Origin of the sequence: Rhizobium leguminosarum (assembly GCF_010668065.1) — a bacterium.
GTDB classification, from domain to species: domain Bacteria; phylum Pseudomonadota; class Alphaproteobacteria; order Rhizobiales; family Rhizobiaceae; genus Rhizobium; species Rhizobium leguminosarum_S.
The window spans coordinates 147,617-161,641 of sequence record NZ_WUEN01000003.1 but is presented as its reverse complement, the minus strand read 5'-3'; the positions used below and the strand labels follow the sequence as shown (position 1 = coordinate 161,641).

Here is a 14,025-nt window from a genome sequence, read left to right as displayed (position 1 = left end):
GATGATGGCTCCTTAGTTCTGGCTTAAAGCACGCCGGCTTCGTTTTTGAGCTTGTCGATCAGCTCGGCGACCGACTTGACCTTGACGCCGGCCTTGCGGCCCGACGGCTCCTCGGTCTTCAACACCTTGAGGCGCGGCGTGGTATCGACACCGAAATCATCAGGGCTCTTCTTATCGAGCGGCTTCTTCTTCGCCTTCATGATATTCGGCAACGAGGCATAGCGCGGTTCGTTCAAGCGCAGGTCGGTGGTGACAACCGCCGGCAGCTTGATCTCGATCGTCTGCAGGCCGCCATCGACTTCGCGGGTGACCTGAGCCTTGCCGTCCCCGATCTCGATCTTCGAGGCAAAGGTCGCTTGGGCAATTCCCATCAGCGCCGCCAGCATCTGGCCGGTCTGGTTGCTGTCGTCATCGATCGCCTGCTTGCCGACGATGATCAGACCGGGCTGTTCGGCATCGGCGACAGCCTTCAAGATCTTGGCAACCGTGAGCGGTTCTACAGCATCGTCTGTCTCGACCAGGATCGCCCGGTCGGCGCCCATGGCAAGTGCGGTGCGCAGCGTCTCTTCGGCCTTGGCAGGACCGATCGAAACGACGACCACTTCCTCGGCCTTGCCGGCTTCCTTCAGCCGCAACGCTTCTTCCACCGAGATCTCGTCGAACGGGTTCATCGACATCTTCACATTGGTCAGCTCGACACCCGTGCCGTCCGGCTTCACCCGGATCTTCACGTTGTAGTCGACAACCCGTTTGACGGGCACGAGAATTTTCATGGGCAACCCCCCTTTATTTCTAAACTGCTGGCCGTTCGGCAAGTAATGCCCAGAAGGCGAAGAGCGGCGTGTCGAGCGACCTCATGGCATGCTTGATGTCGGGGACATTGTAGAAGGATCCGCCGATACCAGGCGAAAACCAGTCCCCTTCCCCCTGCTGGAACTCTCCCTCGGACAGTACGAGGTAGACCTCCTCTGGCGCATGAACGTGGTCGGGATAGCGCACCTGAGGCGCCATCAACGTCACGCCGAACCACAGGTCGCTCCGCTCCTCCAATCCTCCCGGGCCGATAATCATCGCATTGGCATGCCCATCGACAAAATTGTCGCTGGCCGTGTGGTCATACTTGGTGCGCCGACGCCATTCAAGCATTGGCTCGATGCCTTTGAACCCGTCGATCAATCTCGTCAGCGAAGGATAGGACGTATCGATCGAGAGCGCTACATCAAGCTGAGCGCACACGGGCAATCGGCTTCCCTCTCCCGCACGCGGGGCTCCCGGGCGCTCCAGCGCTGCAAAAATCTGGCGGATCGAGCGGCGGGCTTCCGGAGCCTCGGCGAACTGGTCAAAAGCCACGAAAGCCGCATCCACGAAAGTCTGCAGGCTTTCATTGCGTAAACTCATGTCATCACCTCCCGAGACGATCGGCCGGCAAGCGGCCCGCTCCTTGCGATCAGATATCTTTCGCGATGCGCAGCCCGTCATAGACGGCGGCATGCGTGTTGCGTGCGGCGACCGCATCGCCGATCCGGAACAGCTGGAACTTGCCGTCAGGATTGCGAATGACGGACTGGGGTTCTCCGGAAAGAAGCTGATCGTGCGACATCTCGCCGAGATTGCTCGAGCTGGGCTTCAGCTCGAAATAGAGCTCATCGAGCGGAATGGTCCCATGATTGACGACGATCTGGTCGAAGCTCTGCTGCCTGGCAATCCCGCCGTAATCGCTGCCGACATGGGCGACGAGCTGGTTGCCGCTCTTCTCGACGGCTTCGAGGCGGTAGGTAACGGTGAAGGTCACGTCATGCTTCTGCAGAGACCGCATGTAAGGCACCAGGTTCATGGCCATGACCTCAGGCGCGAAGGACCGGTCCGGCGTCATGATCTCGACCTTGGCGCCGGCCTTGGCGAGAAATTCGGCCGCCTGAAGGCCGGCATGGTCGCCGGCATCGTCGAAGATCAGCACGTTGGTTCCAGGCTTCACGTCGCCGGAGATGATGTCCCATGACGAGACCACCAGCTCGTTGCCGCTGGCGAGAACCTCGGTATGCGGCAAGCCGCCGGTCGCGATGATGACGACATCGGGGTTCTCGGCCTCGATGGTATCGGCTTCCGCCCAGGTGTTGAAATGGAAGGTGACGTCGTATTTTTCGCACTGGCTCATGCGCCAGTCGATGATGCTGATCATCTCCCTGCGGCGCTCGCTTTGGGCGGTGAGGCGGATCTGGCCGCCGGGATTGTTCGCCGCTTCGAAAACCACGACCTGGTGGCCGCGTTCTCCGGCGACGCGCGCCGCTTCCAGACCGGCCGGGCCGGCGCCGACGATGACGACCTTTTTCTTGGCGTCGGCTTTTTCCAAGATATGCGGCATGGTCAGTTCGCGGCCGGTGGCGGCATTGTGGATACAGAAGGCGGCCCCGCCCTGGTAGATGCGATCGAGACAGTAATTGGCGCCGACGCAGGGACGAATATCGTCTTCCCGCTTTTCGATGATCTTGCGGACGATGTGCGGGTCGGTCATGTGGGCGCGGGTCATGCCGATCATATCGACCTTGCCGGAGGCGATCGCGTAGCGCGCGGTGGCGACGTCAGGGATTTTCGCCGCATGGAAGGTCGGGAAATCGGTTGCGGCGCGAATTTCGCCGGCGAAATCGAGATGCGGTGAATTCGCCATGCCCTGGATCGGGATCACGTCGGTGAGACCCGCATCGGTATCGATGTGGCCGCGGATCACGTTGAGGTAATCGATGAGGCCGCTTGCCTTCAGGCGCCTGGAGATTTCGATGCCGTCACCCTTGCCGGTGCCGCCGGGAAGACATTCGTCGGCAGTGTAGCGCACGCCCAGAATGAAGTCGTTCCCCACTCTTTGCCGGATTGCCTTGAAGACGTCGAGACAGAAGCGCAAACGGTTATCGAGCGAGCCGCCATAGGGACCGTCGAGCTCGTTGGTGAGCGGAGACGTGAACTGGTCGATCAGGTGGCCGTAGGCTTCCAGTTCGACACCGTCCATGCCGCCCGCCTTCATGCGCTCGGCAGCGTCGGCGAAATCCTTGATGATGCGCTCAATGTCCCAATCTTCCATCTTCTTCGGGAAGGAGCGGTGGGAAGCCTCGCGATGATGCGACGGCGCCACGACCGGCAGCCAGTCGCCCTTGTCCCAGCGCGTGCGCCGGCCGAGATGGGTGAGCTGGATCATGATCGCCGCACCCTCTTCATGCACAGCATCGGTCATTTCCCGGATCCAGGGCACGATCTCGTCCTTGTAGGCGAGCAGGTTGTTGAAGACCGGCGGACTGTCCCTGGAAACCGCGGCCGAGCCTGCCGTCATCGTCAAGGCCACCCCGCCCTTTGCCCGCTCCACGGTATAGGCGCGATACCTCTCCTTCGGCATGCCGTCTTCCGGATAGGCCGGTTCGTGGGAGGTCACGATGATACGGTTGCGCAGCGTCAAATGCTTGAGCTGATAGGGCTGAAGAAGGGGATCGTTCGACATGGGCCGTGGTTCCGGATTAAAAACATCAGAGGAGACGCTAAGCACAATGTACATATGTGTCAATATTGAAAACAACCTGGTCGTTGTTTTCGACACTGATGTACATTTTTCTTGTGTGCCGCCTCACAATTTGATAGGAGATAGCCCATGGATCAGGCTTTGAACGACACTGGCTGGCGCGGATCACAGGAGGGATGGCTGGAAGCAGCTTACCACTCGCTGCTGGATTCCGGCGTGGATTCGGTGAAAATTCTGCCGCTGGCGAAGAAGCTCAACCTCTCGCGCACGAGTTTCTACTGGTTCTTCAAGGACCGGGAGGAACTGCTGGCCGGGCTCGTGGCGCGGTGGCGCGACAAAAACACCGGCAACATCGTCAAGCAGTCCGAAGCCTACGCGGAATCGCTCGCCGAGGCGATGCTCAACGTCTTCGACTGCTGGCTCAACAATGATCTGTTCGACGCCAGGTTCGAATTCGCCGTGCGCAGCTGGGCGCTGCAGTCCGACGAGATTCTCGCCGAGGTTCGGCAAGCCGACCAGCTTCGCCTGGAAGCCCTCAAGCGGATGTTTATTCGCTTCGGGCTACCAGAAGCGACATCAGATGTCCGAGCGCGAACAACTTACCTCGTGCAGATCGGATACATCTCGATGCAAGCCAAGGAGGAACTCGCCGTCCGCATGAAACGGATCCCCGAATATATCGCGATCTACACCGGCGAAGTGCCGCAGCAGAGGGAGCTCGATCGCTTCTTCTCGCGGCATGGCTACAGGCCGGGTTAGGGAGAGCCGGATGAGCGCTTCCTTGAGGATCGGTATCATTGGCGGCGGCGGTTGGCTTGGCGGAGCAATCGCCGGCTCGATCCTTGATGCCAGGCTGGTCGAACCTCGAAACCTCTCCCTCTCCTATCGCAGCGAGCAGCCGCGCCGTTTCCCGGATTCTTTCCTGACCACCGACAATCAGGCGCTTGCCGACCGCTCGGATGTGATCGTCCTCTCGGTCCGTCCTTATGACTGGCATGCTCTTGATGTCGATGCCGGCGGCAAGCTCATCATCTCGGTCATGGCGGGCATCCGCCTGGACGCACTTTCCGAGCGCCACAACACCGGCCGCGTCATCCGCGCTTTGCCGAACGCCGCCGCCGAAGTGGCCAAGTCCTATACGCCGTGGATTGGTGCGAGCGGTGTCACCGAAGACGACCGGGCAGTCGTCCGCGCGATTTTTCAGGCATGCGGATCCGAGGACGAGGTCGCAAGGGAAAGCGACATCGATTACCTCACCGGTCTTTCCGGTTCCGGACCGGCTTTCCCGGCGCTGCTCGCCGCCGCCATGATGCGCGACGCCGTCGCCAATGGCCTGCCGGCGGAGATTGCGCGGCGCGCCGTCAACAAGGTGATCACAGGCGCCGGCCGTCTGCTGGAGCGCCAAGATGAATCTCCTGACGATGTCGTTCAAACCTTTCTCGGCTATCGCGGCACGACTGCGGCAGCCATCGAAGGTATGCGCGTTGCGGGGTTCGACGCTTCGGTCGCGAAGGGACTATCGGCGGCATTCAAGAAATCGGTGAGTATGGGAGACGCTTCCTGACAACCGTTGGAGTGGGTCCTGCGGCGCCCCGCTCAGCAAAACCGGCCGCTAAACAGAGGGAACGAGAATGAAAAAACTATTCGCATCGACATGTCTGACGTTCGGCCTGATCGGCGGGGCGTCTTTCGCCAGCGCCGCCGAATGCGGCACTGTCACCATCGCCAGCATGAACTGGCAGAGTGCAGAGGTTCTCTCCAACCTCGACAAGTTCATCCTGAACGAAGGTTATGGCTGCGAGGCCGAAATCACCGTCGGCGATACCGTCCCGACGATCACCTCGATGGCCGAAAAGGGCCAGCCGGACATCGCGCCCGAAGCCTGGATCGACCTGCTCCCCGACGTCGTCAAGAAGGGAACGGAAGAAGGCCGGATCGTTCAGGTCGGCTCTCCGCTGCCCGATGGCGGCGTCCAGGGCTGGTGGATTCCCAAATATCTGGCCGACGCCCATCCTGACATCAAGACCATCGGCGACGTGCTGAAGCATCCGGAACTCTTCCCCGCTCCTGAGGATGCGAAGAAGGGCGCCATCTATAACGGGCCGCAGGGCTGGGGCGGCACCGTGGTGACCACGCAGCTCTACAAGGCCTTCGAAGCCGACAAGGCCGGCTTCACCCTCGTCGATACCGGCTCGGCTGCCGGCCTCGATGGCTCGATCTCCAAGGCCTACGAACGCAAGGAAGGCTGGGCCGGCTACTACTGGGCGCCGACCGCGCTGCTCGGCAAGTATGAGATGGTCAAGCTGGAAGCCGGCGTTCCGAACGACGCCGCCGAATGGAAGCGCTGCAATACCGTCGCCGATTGCCCCGATCCGAAGCCGAATGCATGGCCGGTCGACAAGATCGTCACCCTCGTTGCAAAGCCTTTCTCGGAAAAGGTCGGCCCTGAAGTCATGGACTACCTGACGAAGCGCTCCTGGAGCAACGACACGGTCAACAAGCTCATGGCGTGGATGACCGACAACCAGGCGACCGGCGAGGACGGTGCCAAGCACTTCCTCAAAGAAAACAAGGACCTGTGGACCAAGTGGGTCTCGCCTGAGGCAGCCACGAAGATCGAAGCTGCTCTTTAACGCCGACTACTGCGGTGCGCTTAGTGCGCACCGCCTCTCGCTGCCGATAAAATCAAAAAGACTGCCACGGCTCTTTGAAGAAAAAGGGGAACCGAATGGAATGGTTTTATAAATTCCCGCATATGGATGACGATGCCCTTCGCAATCTGAAGAAGGCGATCGATGACGGTTTTCGCGCATTTACCCGCAGCTATGGCGACGCGATCGAAAGCTTGTTCTCCCCACTGCAGCATTTCCTGATCGCCGCCGACCGCTTCATGACGCAGACGCCGTGGCCGATCATTACGGCAATCATCCTTGTCATCGCATGGTTTGGGAGCCGCAGCCTGAAGATCGTCCTCGGCTGTCTCGTCACACTGCTGCTGATCGGCTATTTCGACATGTGGGACGATACGATGCGGACGGTCTCGATGATCTTCGTCTGTACCGTGCTCTCCATCGCCATCGGCATTCCGATGGGGATATTGATGGCGCGTTCCGACCGGCTGCAGCGCGTTATCAATCCGATCCTCGACGTGATGCAGACCATGCCGAGCTTCGTCTATCTGATCCCTGTCGTCATGCTGCTCGGCATCGGCAAGGTGCCGGGACTGATTGCCGTCGTCATCTACGCCATCCCGCCGATGATAAGGCTGACCGACCTCGGTATCCGCCTGGTCGACAAGGACGTGCTCGAGGCAGCCGATGCGTTCGGAACGTCGAGCTCGCAGAAGCTGTTCAAGGTCCAGCTGCCGCTGGCGCTTCCCACCATCATGGCCGGCATCAACCAGACCATCATGATGGCGCTCGCCATGGTCGTCGTCGCCTCGATGATCGGCGTCCAGGGCCTTGGCCAGCCGGTTCTGAAGGCCATCGCCAACCAGTACTTCACCCTGGGTATTTTCAACGGCCTTGCCATCGTCGGCATTGCCATCATCTTCGACCGGGTCAGCCAGGCGTATGGCAAACGGCTCCAGAAGCATCGGGAGATCGTCCATGGCTGATCAACGTTTCGGCGGCATCAAGATCCGCCACCTCTACAAGATCTTCGGTCCCAATCCTGGCGCTCATGTCGATGCCGTCAAGAAGGGATTGTCGAAGACCGAGCTCAACGAAAAGCACGGCCACGTGCTCGGCCTGAAAGATATCAATGTCGAGATACCCTCGGGCCGCATCCAGGTCATCATGGGCCTTTCGGGTTCGGGCAAATCGACGCTCATCCGCCACATCAACCGTCTGATCGATCCAACCGCCGGCGAAGTGCTTGTCGACGGCGTCGATGTGGTGAAAATGAACGAGACCGAATTGCGGACGTTTCGCCGGCACCAGACGGCAATGGTGTTTCAGAAGTTCGCACTTCTGCCGCACAGGAATGTTCTCGACAATACCATCTTCGGCCGCGAAGTGCAGGGCATGGAGCGCTCGAAAGCCGTCGACGTCGCCATGGGCTGGCTGGAGCGGGTGGGCCTGAAGGGCTTCGAGAGCAAATATCCCAACCAGCTCTCGGGCGGCATGCAGCAGCGCGTCGGGCTGGCGCGTGCCCTCTCGAACGATGCGCCGGTTCTGCTGATGGACGAGGCCTATTCGGCGCTCGACCCTTTGATCCGCACCGATATGCAGACGGTCCTTCTCGACATTCAGAAGGAGATCAAGAAGACCATCGTCTTCATCACCCACGATCTCGACGAAGCCCTTCGGCTAGGCGACCAGATCGCGATCCTGCGCGATGGCGAAGTCATCCAGCAGGGCACCAGCCAGGACATCGTTCTGCGTCCGGCCGACTCCTACATCGCCAACTTCGTCAAGGAGGTCAATCGAGGCCGGGTCATCCAGGTCGATGCCATCATGACATCCTTGCATTCCGGTGCGGTGCCGGGCGGATTGACGATCGCATCCGGCACGACCGTCGAAGATGCCGTCCGGATCCTGGCATCGGCGGCGCACGACGATGCCAGGGTGGTTTCACCATCCGGGGAAGCATTGGGGCTTGTCACCTTCCGCCAGCTCGCGGGCGCGATGGTGAACTCGCAGGAGGCGGCTCCCCGACGCGACAGCGCCCTCTCGGTCGCACTTTGACGCTCCAAATGCGGCCGTCTTTCCGTTTCGTTGGCGACACCGATATCAGGCACGTCGCCATCGCTGGAACTGGGAAGTCGGCCGCCTGACGCCTGGGGGATCACCATGTCAAAACTCTTCCCGCGTCTGTTTTCGCTGATCGGCCTGGGCAGACGAGCCGCATTGGAGCTGTGATGGCCGGGCAGAGGATAAGAATGCCGATCGACGAGCTCCGCCACCTGGCGCTCGAAGCCTGCCTCGCCTGCGGCGGCAGCCCGGCCATGGCAAAGGCGCTCGTCGATGCAACGCTGTCGGCCGCCTGCTTCGGGCGCACCGAACTCGGTTTTCCGCATTTCGTCGATTATCTCACCAGCCTGCGCGAGGGGCGGATCAACGGAGACGCCAACCCCCGCTTCGACCATGTGCTGCCGGCCCTGATCCAGGCCGATGCGGACGGCGGCATAGCGCAGCTCGGATTTGACCTCATTTTCGACGACTTCACGACGCGCGTGAAAACCTTCGGCATATCCGTCCTCACGCAAAGAAACAGCTATACCGCCGGGGAACTGGGATACTACGTCCGGCGCCTCGCTCAGGACGGGTTGATAGCTATCGCCGCCGCCAACGGACCGGCCTTGATGGCCGCTGCCGAGGGCGGGGAGCGCGTCTACTGCACCAATCCGCTCGCTTTCGGCGTGCCCTTACCGGAACCCTTGCCGCCCGTCGTCATCGACCAGGCGACGAGTGCCACGGCGTTCATAACGCTTGCCGAGGCGGCAAAGGCGCAAGCGCCGATTGCTCACGGCATGGCCATCGACGAGACCGGCGCAATCACCACCGATCCGGTCAAGGCGATGCTCGGCGCTCTCCTGCCCTTCGGCGGTTACAAGGGCGGCAATATCGCCCTTATCGTCGAGATGCTCGCTGCGGGTCTTTCCGGGGCCGCATGGTCGCTCGATGCGGGCCACTTTCTCTCGGGCGAGCACCCGGTGAATGCAGGAATGACCGTGATCGCGCTCTTCCCCGCGGCCGTGGATTCGGATTTCCCGGAGCGCGCCAAGGCCCAATTGGAACGGCTGCGCTCCAAGGGAGTCCGTATCCCCGGAGACAGAGCGATGCCCGCGAGCGTCACGGAAACCGATAGCCTTGAAATCGATATAGGCGTGTTGGAAACGATCCGTCGCTTGCGCCTTCAGTAAGAAAATCATTACTCAACTCAAAGAACCGAATGCATCGTGCCCGGCGGCATCATGCCGAAGTTCCCATCGTTGGTGCGCATTGGGAAATTGAAGATCTCTATCCTCTTTCCGCAGCTCGTTGCGCAAGACAGGCAGCTTTCAAGCAAGTGCTTACCTATACATTTTGCGCAAGGTCAGTCCAGACTGCGTCACGAAAAGCCGGTTGGCCGACAAAATCGGGACGTGACAATTGCTCCATAGCTGAGGAACAGTAAGATCAATCTCGACCAAGGCCATGATGGTTTGCGGTCCCAAAGCCAAGCCCGTCCATCCATCACCCCCCAAAGGATGGAAGGGCTCGTACATACGCACTCCATCCCGTGCGTATGCCTGCATGCCTGTCTGCCTGCCGAAGGCCATCTTTAAGCGGTCCACTAAGACCCTTCGGCAGGCGACTGCGCGGCTTGCGAATTGGGGCGCTCTCTACAAGCTCCAGATGATGCGCATCTCGGCCAGATCGCCGCGGTTGAACCTGTGGCATGGCGGATACAGCTTTAAAATCGCTCCTTCAGCGCAATCGTTTTATCAGCGGGTTGTCGTCATCGCAGGCAGCGTGACGTCTTGCCAATGGCCGCGGGTTCTGTCAGTTCCTGGTCCGGATGGGAACTAATGCATTCAATGGGTTGGTCTTTTTGACCTCTGCCATGCCCGAATTCGGCCTGCATCAGCTGGCACAAACCGCTGATCTCGATGCCGGTATCACGCGGAGATCCACCTGCTCCGCTACAAGCTGCTGCACTCTATCCAACAATCGTCTAATATACGTCCAAGGCCGCTCATCCATGCCGTCTACAGGCTCTGATGAAGCGCCGCGGGGCAGGACGACCATCCATGACGACTGGCACTTGCAGAAGTACGTGCACCAATCCGACACTCTCGCCGGCGTCGCGTCGCGCCGGCACCTGCAAGCGGCGGAGAAGGGCATGTCGAAACAGCCACCTCGAACAATGGGAGCAGGATGACAGAAAATAGCACTGCGCCATTCTCATTTCGATTTAGCGGCTCGTCCTTCGACAACATGGTCGAAACGCTGGGCGGCGCTTTCGGTGCGTTTGATGCAGAGCCTGTCGGCCGCGCCCAGGACTTCCATTGGGGACTGGATTTCTCGGTGTGTGACAAGGCCGTCCTGCTCACCGGTTATCACGAGGCGGAGTTTCAGTTCAACATCGAGCCAACCGTCGATACGGCGGAGTATCTGTCGATCGTCGTGCCACGCAGCGGTGGCATGGGGGTAACCTACGGGTCCCGCGTCGCCGAGGCCGGGCAAGGAAAATTGCTTCTTTATAATAATTTCGAGCCCAACAGCGTCATCATGCATGGGCGATCGAACGTCATCGACGAGTTGCTGATCAACTGGCCTGTCATCCTGCAAACGATCGGCCAGACGTTCGAGATGCCGTTCAGCGGCTCCCTCGACCTGCTGCCCGAGCTGGATCTGTCCAAGCCGGAAGGCCGGTTGATCGGCAATCTCACGGAAACGATCATCTTAGGCATGCGCGACGATGGCCCCTTGCTGCAGTCGCCGATCGCCATGGCGCATATGACGCAGGCGCTCGCCGATCTGGTGGTACGCCTGGTGCCGCACCGGCTGTCGCATTTCCTGGAGAGTGGCCCGGCCCTGATCGCCCCCCGGCATGTCCGCCGGGCGATCGAATTCATGCATGCCAATATCGATCAGCCGATTACCATGCCGAAGGTGGCCGAAGCGGCCGGCGTATCCAGCCGGGCGCTCGAGACCGGTTTTCGTGCGTTCAGGGGAACCTCTCCCGCCGCCTATCTGCTGACGCTTCGGCTGCGTGCCGCGCGCCAGGAACTGCTCGATCCCGAGAGCAAGGAGACCATGAAGGCCATCTGCCTCAAATGGGGCTTCTTTCATTTCGGCCGGTTTTCGGCAGTCTATAAAACCACATACGGAGAATACCCTTCCGACACCAGGAAGCGCGTGATGCGACGATAAAGGCCTCAGCTTGCGGCGAGTAAGCAGGTGGCCGGCGCTAACGCGGGGGTGTTTACGCCTCATCCGGCGGCGGCAATGTGTAGTGCACTCGCATGGTCCTCGGATCCCGCTTCACGATCTGCAGCACCCCTTCGCGTTCCGCCAGGACGTTGAGTTCCCGGAGCACGAGAGAATGCGCGATCCCCAGCATGCGCGCAAAGGCGCGGCTGTCACGCGCAATCCCCAGATCCGCGGCGACAAGGAGACCGGCCTGGATGGATGTCAGCCTGATATCCCTGCCTTGCGCCGCAGCGACGAGGGCAAGAAAACGATCGGCCTCGGAGGCCTCTTCGCTCACGCGGCTTGTCGCCGGCGGAAGGACACCATGATGGATTTCGAGGTGGGCGTATCGCTTTCCACGCCCGCGCTGCCAAGCGGCACGAGCACGTTCAGTTCGGGATAATAACCCGCGATGCTTCCTCGCGGAATGTCATAGGGCACAAAGCGGAAATTCTCAGCGATGCGCTCGATATCGTCGTCATGCTCGCCGACCACGTCGACCCGGTCGCCGGCCTCGGCATTCATCGCCTTCAGGTCGGCTGGATGAATGAAGATGACCTGCCGCTCCCCATAGACGCCGCGGTATCGGTCATCGAGACCGTAGACCGTCGTATTGTATTGATCGTGCGACCGGAACGTCTGCAGGGCGAAGCGCCCCTCGCCCTTTCGCGCCCGCTGATGCACCGTCTCCTCCGGAAGCGCTTCCGAAGAGAATGATGCCTTGCCTGCCGGCGTATCCCACTCCCGATGGGCTGCCGTATTGCGCAGGTGGAAACCGCGCGGTTTGCGCAGGCGCGCATTGTAGTTTTCGAAGCCTGGAATGGTCGCCTCGATATGATCGCGGATGCGGTCGTGGTCGTCGGCAAGCTCTGACCAGTCGACCACGGCGGAGCCGACCGTCGCCTGTGCAATGCCGGCAATGATGGCGACTTCCGAGAGGAGATGCGGCGAGGCCGGACGATTGATGCCGGCGGAACCATGCACCATGCTCATCGAATCCTCGACGCTCACGAGTTGGGAATTGCCCGCCGCATTCAGATCCATCTCGGTGCGCCCGAGGCACGGCAGGATGAAGGCCGTCTCGCCGGGCATGAGATGCGAATGGTTGGGTTTGGTTGCGATGTGCACCGTCAGCTTCAGCCGCCGCAGCGCCTTTTCAACAAGTGCGCTGTCGGGCGTGGCGCGGGCGAAATTGCCGCCAAGCCCGATGAAGGCCTCGGCCGAGCCATCGAGCATCGCTCCGATCGCGGCAAGGACATTGTGGCCATGTTCGCGGGGAACGGTGAAGCGGAAATGCTTCTCCAGCGCATCGAGGAAATCATCCGATGGCTTTTCGTTGATGCCGACGGTGCGGTCGCCCTGCACGTTGGAATGGCCGCGAACCGGGCAAAGGCCGGCACCCGGCCGGCCGATATTGCCGCGCAGGAACATGAAGTTGGCGATCTCGCGGATCGTCGCCACCGAATGCAGATGCTGGGTCACGCCCATAGCCCAGGTGCAGATGACCCGCTCGGCGTTGAGATAGACATCGGCCGCCCGTTCGATCTCCTGCCGGCTCAGTCCCGATTGGTCCTCGATCTCAGCCCAGTTGGTCGCCTCGACCGCTGCCCGGTATTCTGCAAAACCCGCGCAGTGTTCGGCGAGAAATGTATGATCGAGAACGGAGGGCAGGCCGGCAGCGACCGCTGCGTCTTCCGCGGCCAGCACGGCCTTCGCCATCCCGCGCACCGCGGCCATGTCGCCGCCGAGTTGCGGCTGCAGATAAAGGCTGGCGATATCGGTCGAACCGCCGCGCAGCATCTCGACCTTGTCCTGCGGGTCGGAGAAGCGCTCCAGGCCGCGTTCGCGGATGGGATTGAAGACGACGACGCGCGCGCCGCGGATGGCAGCCCGGCGCAGGTCGCCGAGCATCCTCGGATGGTTGGTGCCCGGGTTCTGGCCGATCACGAAGATCGCGTCGGCCTCCTCGAAATCCTCCAGCAGCACGGTGCCCTTTCCGACACCGACCGCCTGGCGCATGGCGATGCCGCTCGCCTCGTGGCACATGTTGGAGCAGTCGGGAAAATTGTTGGTGCCGTAGATACGCACGAACAGCTGGTAGAGGAAGGCGGCTTCGTTGCTCGCCCGGCCCGACGTATAGAATTCCGCCCGGTTGGGGCTATCGACCCCCCTCAGAATGCTGCCGATCTCGGCAAAAGCATCCGCCCACGCGACCGGCAGGTAACGGTCGCTCGCCGCATCGTAGCGCATCGGATGCGTGAGGCGGCCGTTGAGTTCCAGTTCATAATCCGTCAGCTGGCGAAGCTGCGACAGCGTGTTTTCCGCGAAGAAGGCGGGCGTGGCCCGCTTCTCCGTCGCCTCCCAGGCGACGGCCTTCACGCCGTTTTCGCAGAATTCGAACGACGATCCGTGCTCCGGATCGCCCCAGGCGCAGCCCGGGCAATCGAAACCATCCGGCTGGTTCGCCTTCAGCATCGTCCGCGCCCCTGAAATCGGCATGCCGCTTTGCAGCAACTGCTTGCCGCAGCTCTTCAAAGCGCCCCAGCCGCCGGCTGCCGCCGATTTCTTACCAATGAATTTTGTGTCCATGCGCCCTGTATTGCCGAAGCGGGGAAAACATCA

The 14,025-nt window shown here is 61.0% G+C and carries 12 protein-coding genes; 7 read left to right on the top strand and 5 right to left on the bottom strand.

Annotated features, from left to right (window positions below; translation table 11 throughout):
* Positions 1-23 precede the first annotated feature (23 nt).
* The 3 genes from GR198_RS09195 to GR198_RS09185 are packed head-to-tail and all read right to left on the bottom strand — an operon-like array spanning position 24 to position 3,484.
* On the bottom strand, positions 24-773 hold the full coding sequence (locus tag GR198_RS09195; RefSeq protein ID WP_164068478.1) for an electron transfer flavoprotein subunit beta/FixA family protein: 750 nt from the start codon (positions 771-773) through the stop codon (positions 24-26).
* 19 nt (positions 774-792) lie between these two features.
* Entirely contained in the window at positions 793-1,398 is a 606-nt protein-coding gene (locus GR198_RS09190; RefSeq protein WP_029871399.1) for a dimethylsulfoniopropionate lyase, read from the bottom strand.
* A gap of 49 nt (positions 1,399-1,447) precedes the next feature.
* A complete protein-coding gene (locus tag GR198_RS09185) occupies positions 1,448-3,484 on the bottom strand; it encodes an NADH:flavin oxidoreductase (RefSeq protein ID WP_164068476.1) in 2,037 nt (678 codons plus the stop codon).
* A gap of 147 nt (positions 3,485-3,631) precedes the next feature.
* Between GR198_RS09185 and GR198_RS09180 the strand changes: the two genes are divergently transcribed.
* The 7 genes from GR198_RS09180 (at position 3,632) to GR198_RS09150 (ending at position 11,364) form a co-directional block, all read left to right on the top strand.
* The gene (locus GR198_RS09180; RefSeq protein WP_029871401.1) at positions 3,632-4,261 is read left to right on the top strand and encodes a TetR/AcrR family transcriptional regulator; all 630 of its coding nucleotides are present in this window, start codon (positions 3,632-3,634) and stop codon (positions 4,259-4,261) included.
* Between the two features lie 10 nt (positions 4,262-4,271).
* Positions 4,272-5,066: a pyrroline-5-carboxylate reductase family protein gene (locus tag GR198_RS09175; RefSeq protein ID WP_164068474.1), complete on the top strand. Its 795-nt coding sequence runs from the start codon at positions 4,272-4,274 to the stop codon at positions 5,064-5,066.
* A gap of 67 nt (positions 5,067-5,133) precedes the next feature.
* On the top strand, positions 5,134-6,135 hold the full coding sequence (locus GR198_RS09170; protein ID WP_164068472.1) for an ABC transporter substrate-binding protein: 1,002 nt from the start codon (positions 5,134-5,136) through the stop codon (positions 6,133-6,135).
* 95 nt (positions 6,136-6,230) lie between these two features.
* A complete protein-coding gene (locus GR198_RS09165; protein ID WP_012755274.1) occupies positions 6,231-7,118 on the top strand; it encodes an ABC transporter permease in 888 nt (295 codons plus the stop codon).
* Entirely contained in the window at positions 7,111-8,190 is a 1,080-nt protein-coding gene (locus tag GR198_RS09160) for a quaternary amine ABC transporter ATP-binding protein (protein ID WP_164068470.1), read from the top strand. The genes GR198_RS09165 and GR198_RS09160 overlap by 8 nt, the downstream gene beginning before the upstream one ends.
* A 173-nt stretch (positions 8,191-8,363) precedes the next feature.
* Positions 8,364-9,368: an Ldh family oxidoreductase gene (locus GR198_RS09155; RefSeq protein ID WP_164068468.1), complete on the top strand. Its 1,005-nt coding sequence runs from the start codon at positions 8,364-8,366 to the stop codon at positions 9,366-9,368.
* 997 nt (positions 9,369-10,365) lie between these two features.
* The gene (locus GR198_RS09150; RefSeq protein WP_164068466.1) at positions 10,366-11,364 is read left to right on the top strand and encodes an AraC family transcriptional regulator; all 999 of its coding nucleotides are present in this window, start codon (positions 10,366-10,368) and stop codon (positions 11,362-11,364) included.
* A gap of 52 nt (positions 11,365-11,416) precedes the next feature.
* Here the strand turns inward: GR198_RS09150 and GR198_RS09145 are convergent, their stop codons facing one another.
* Together GR198_RS09145 and GR198_RS09140 are read right to left on the bottom strand one after the other, a co-directional pair.
* Positions 11,417-11,701 (bottom strand): hypothetical protein, encoded by a 285-nt coding sequence (locus tag GR198_RS09145; RefSeq protein ID WP_164068464.1) that lies wholly within the window; start codon positions 11,699-11,701, stop codon positions 11,417-11,419.
* Positions 11,698-13,992 carry an FdhF/YdeP family oxidoreductase gene (locus GR198_RS09140; RefSeq protein WP_164068462.1) on the bottom strand — a complete coding sequence of 765 codons (2,295 nt, stop codon included), beginning with the start codon at positions 13,990-13,992 and terminating at the stop codon, positions 11,698-11,700. The genes GR198_RS09145 and GR198_RS09140 overlap by 4 nt, the downstream gene beginning before the upstream one ends.
* Positions 13,993-14,025 lie beyond the last annotated feature (33 nt).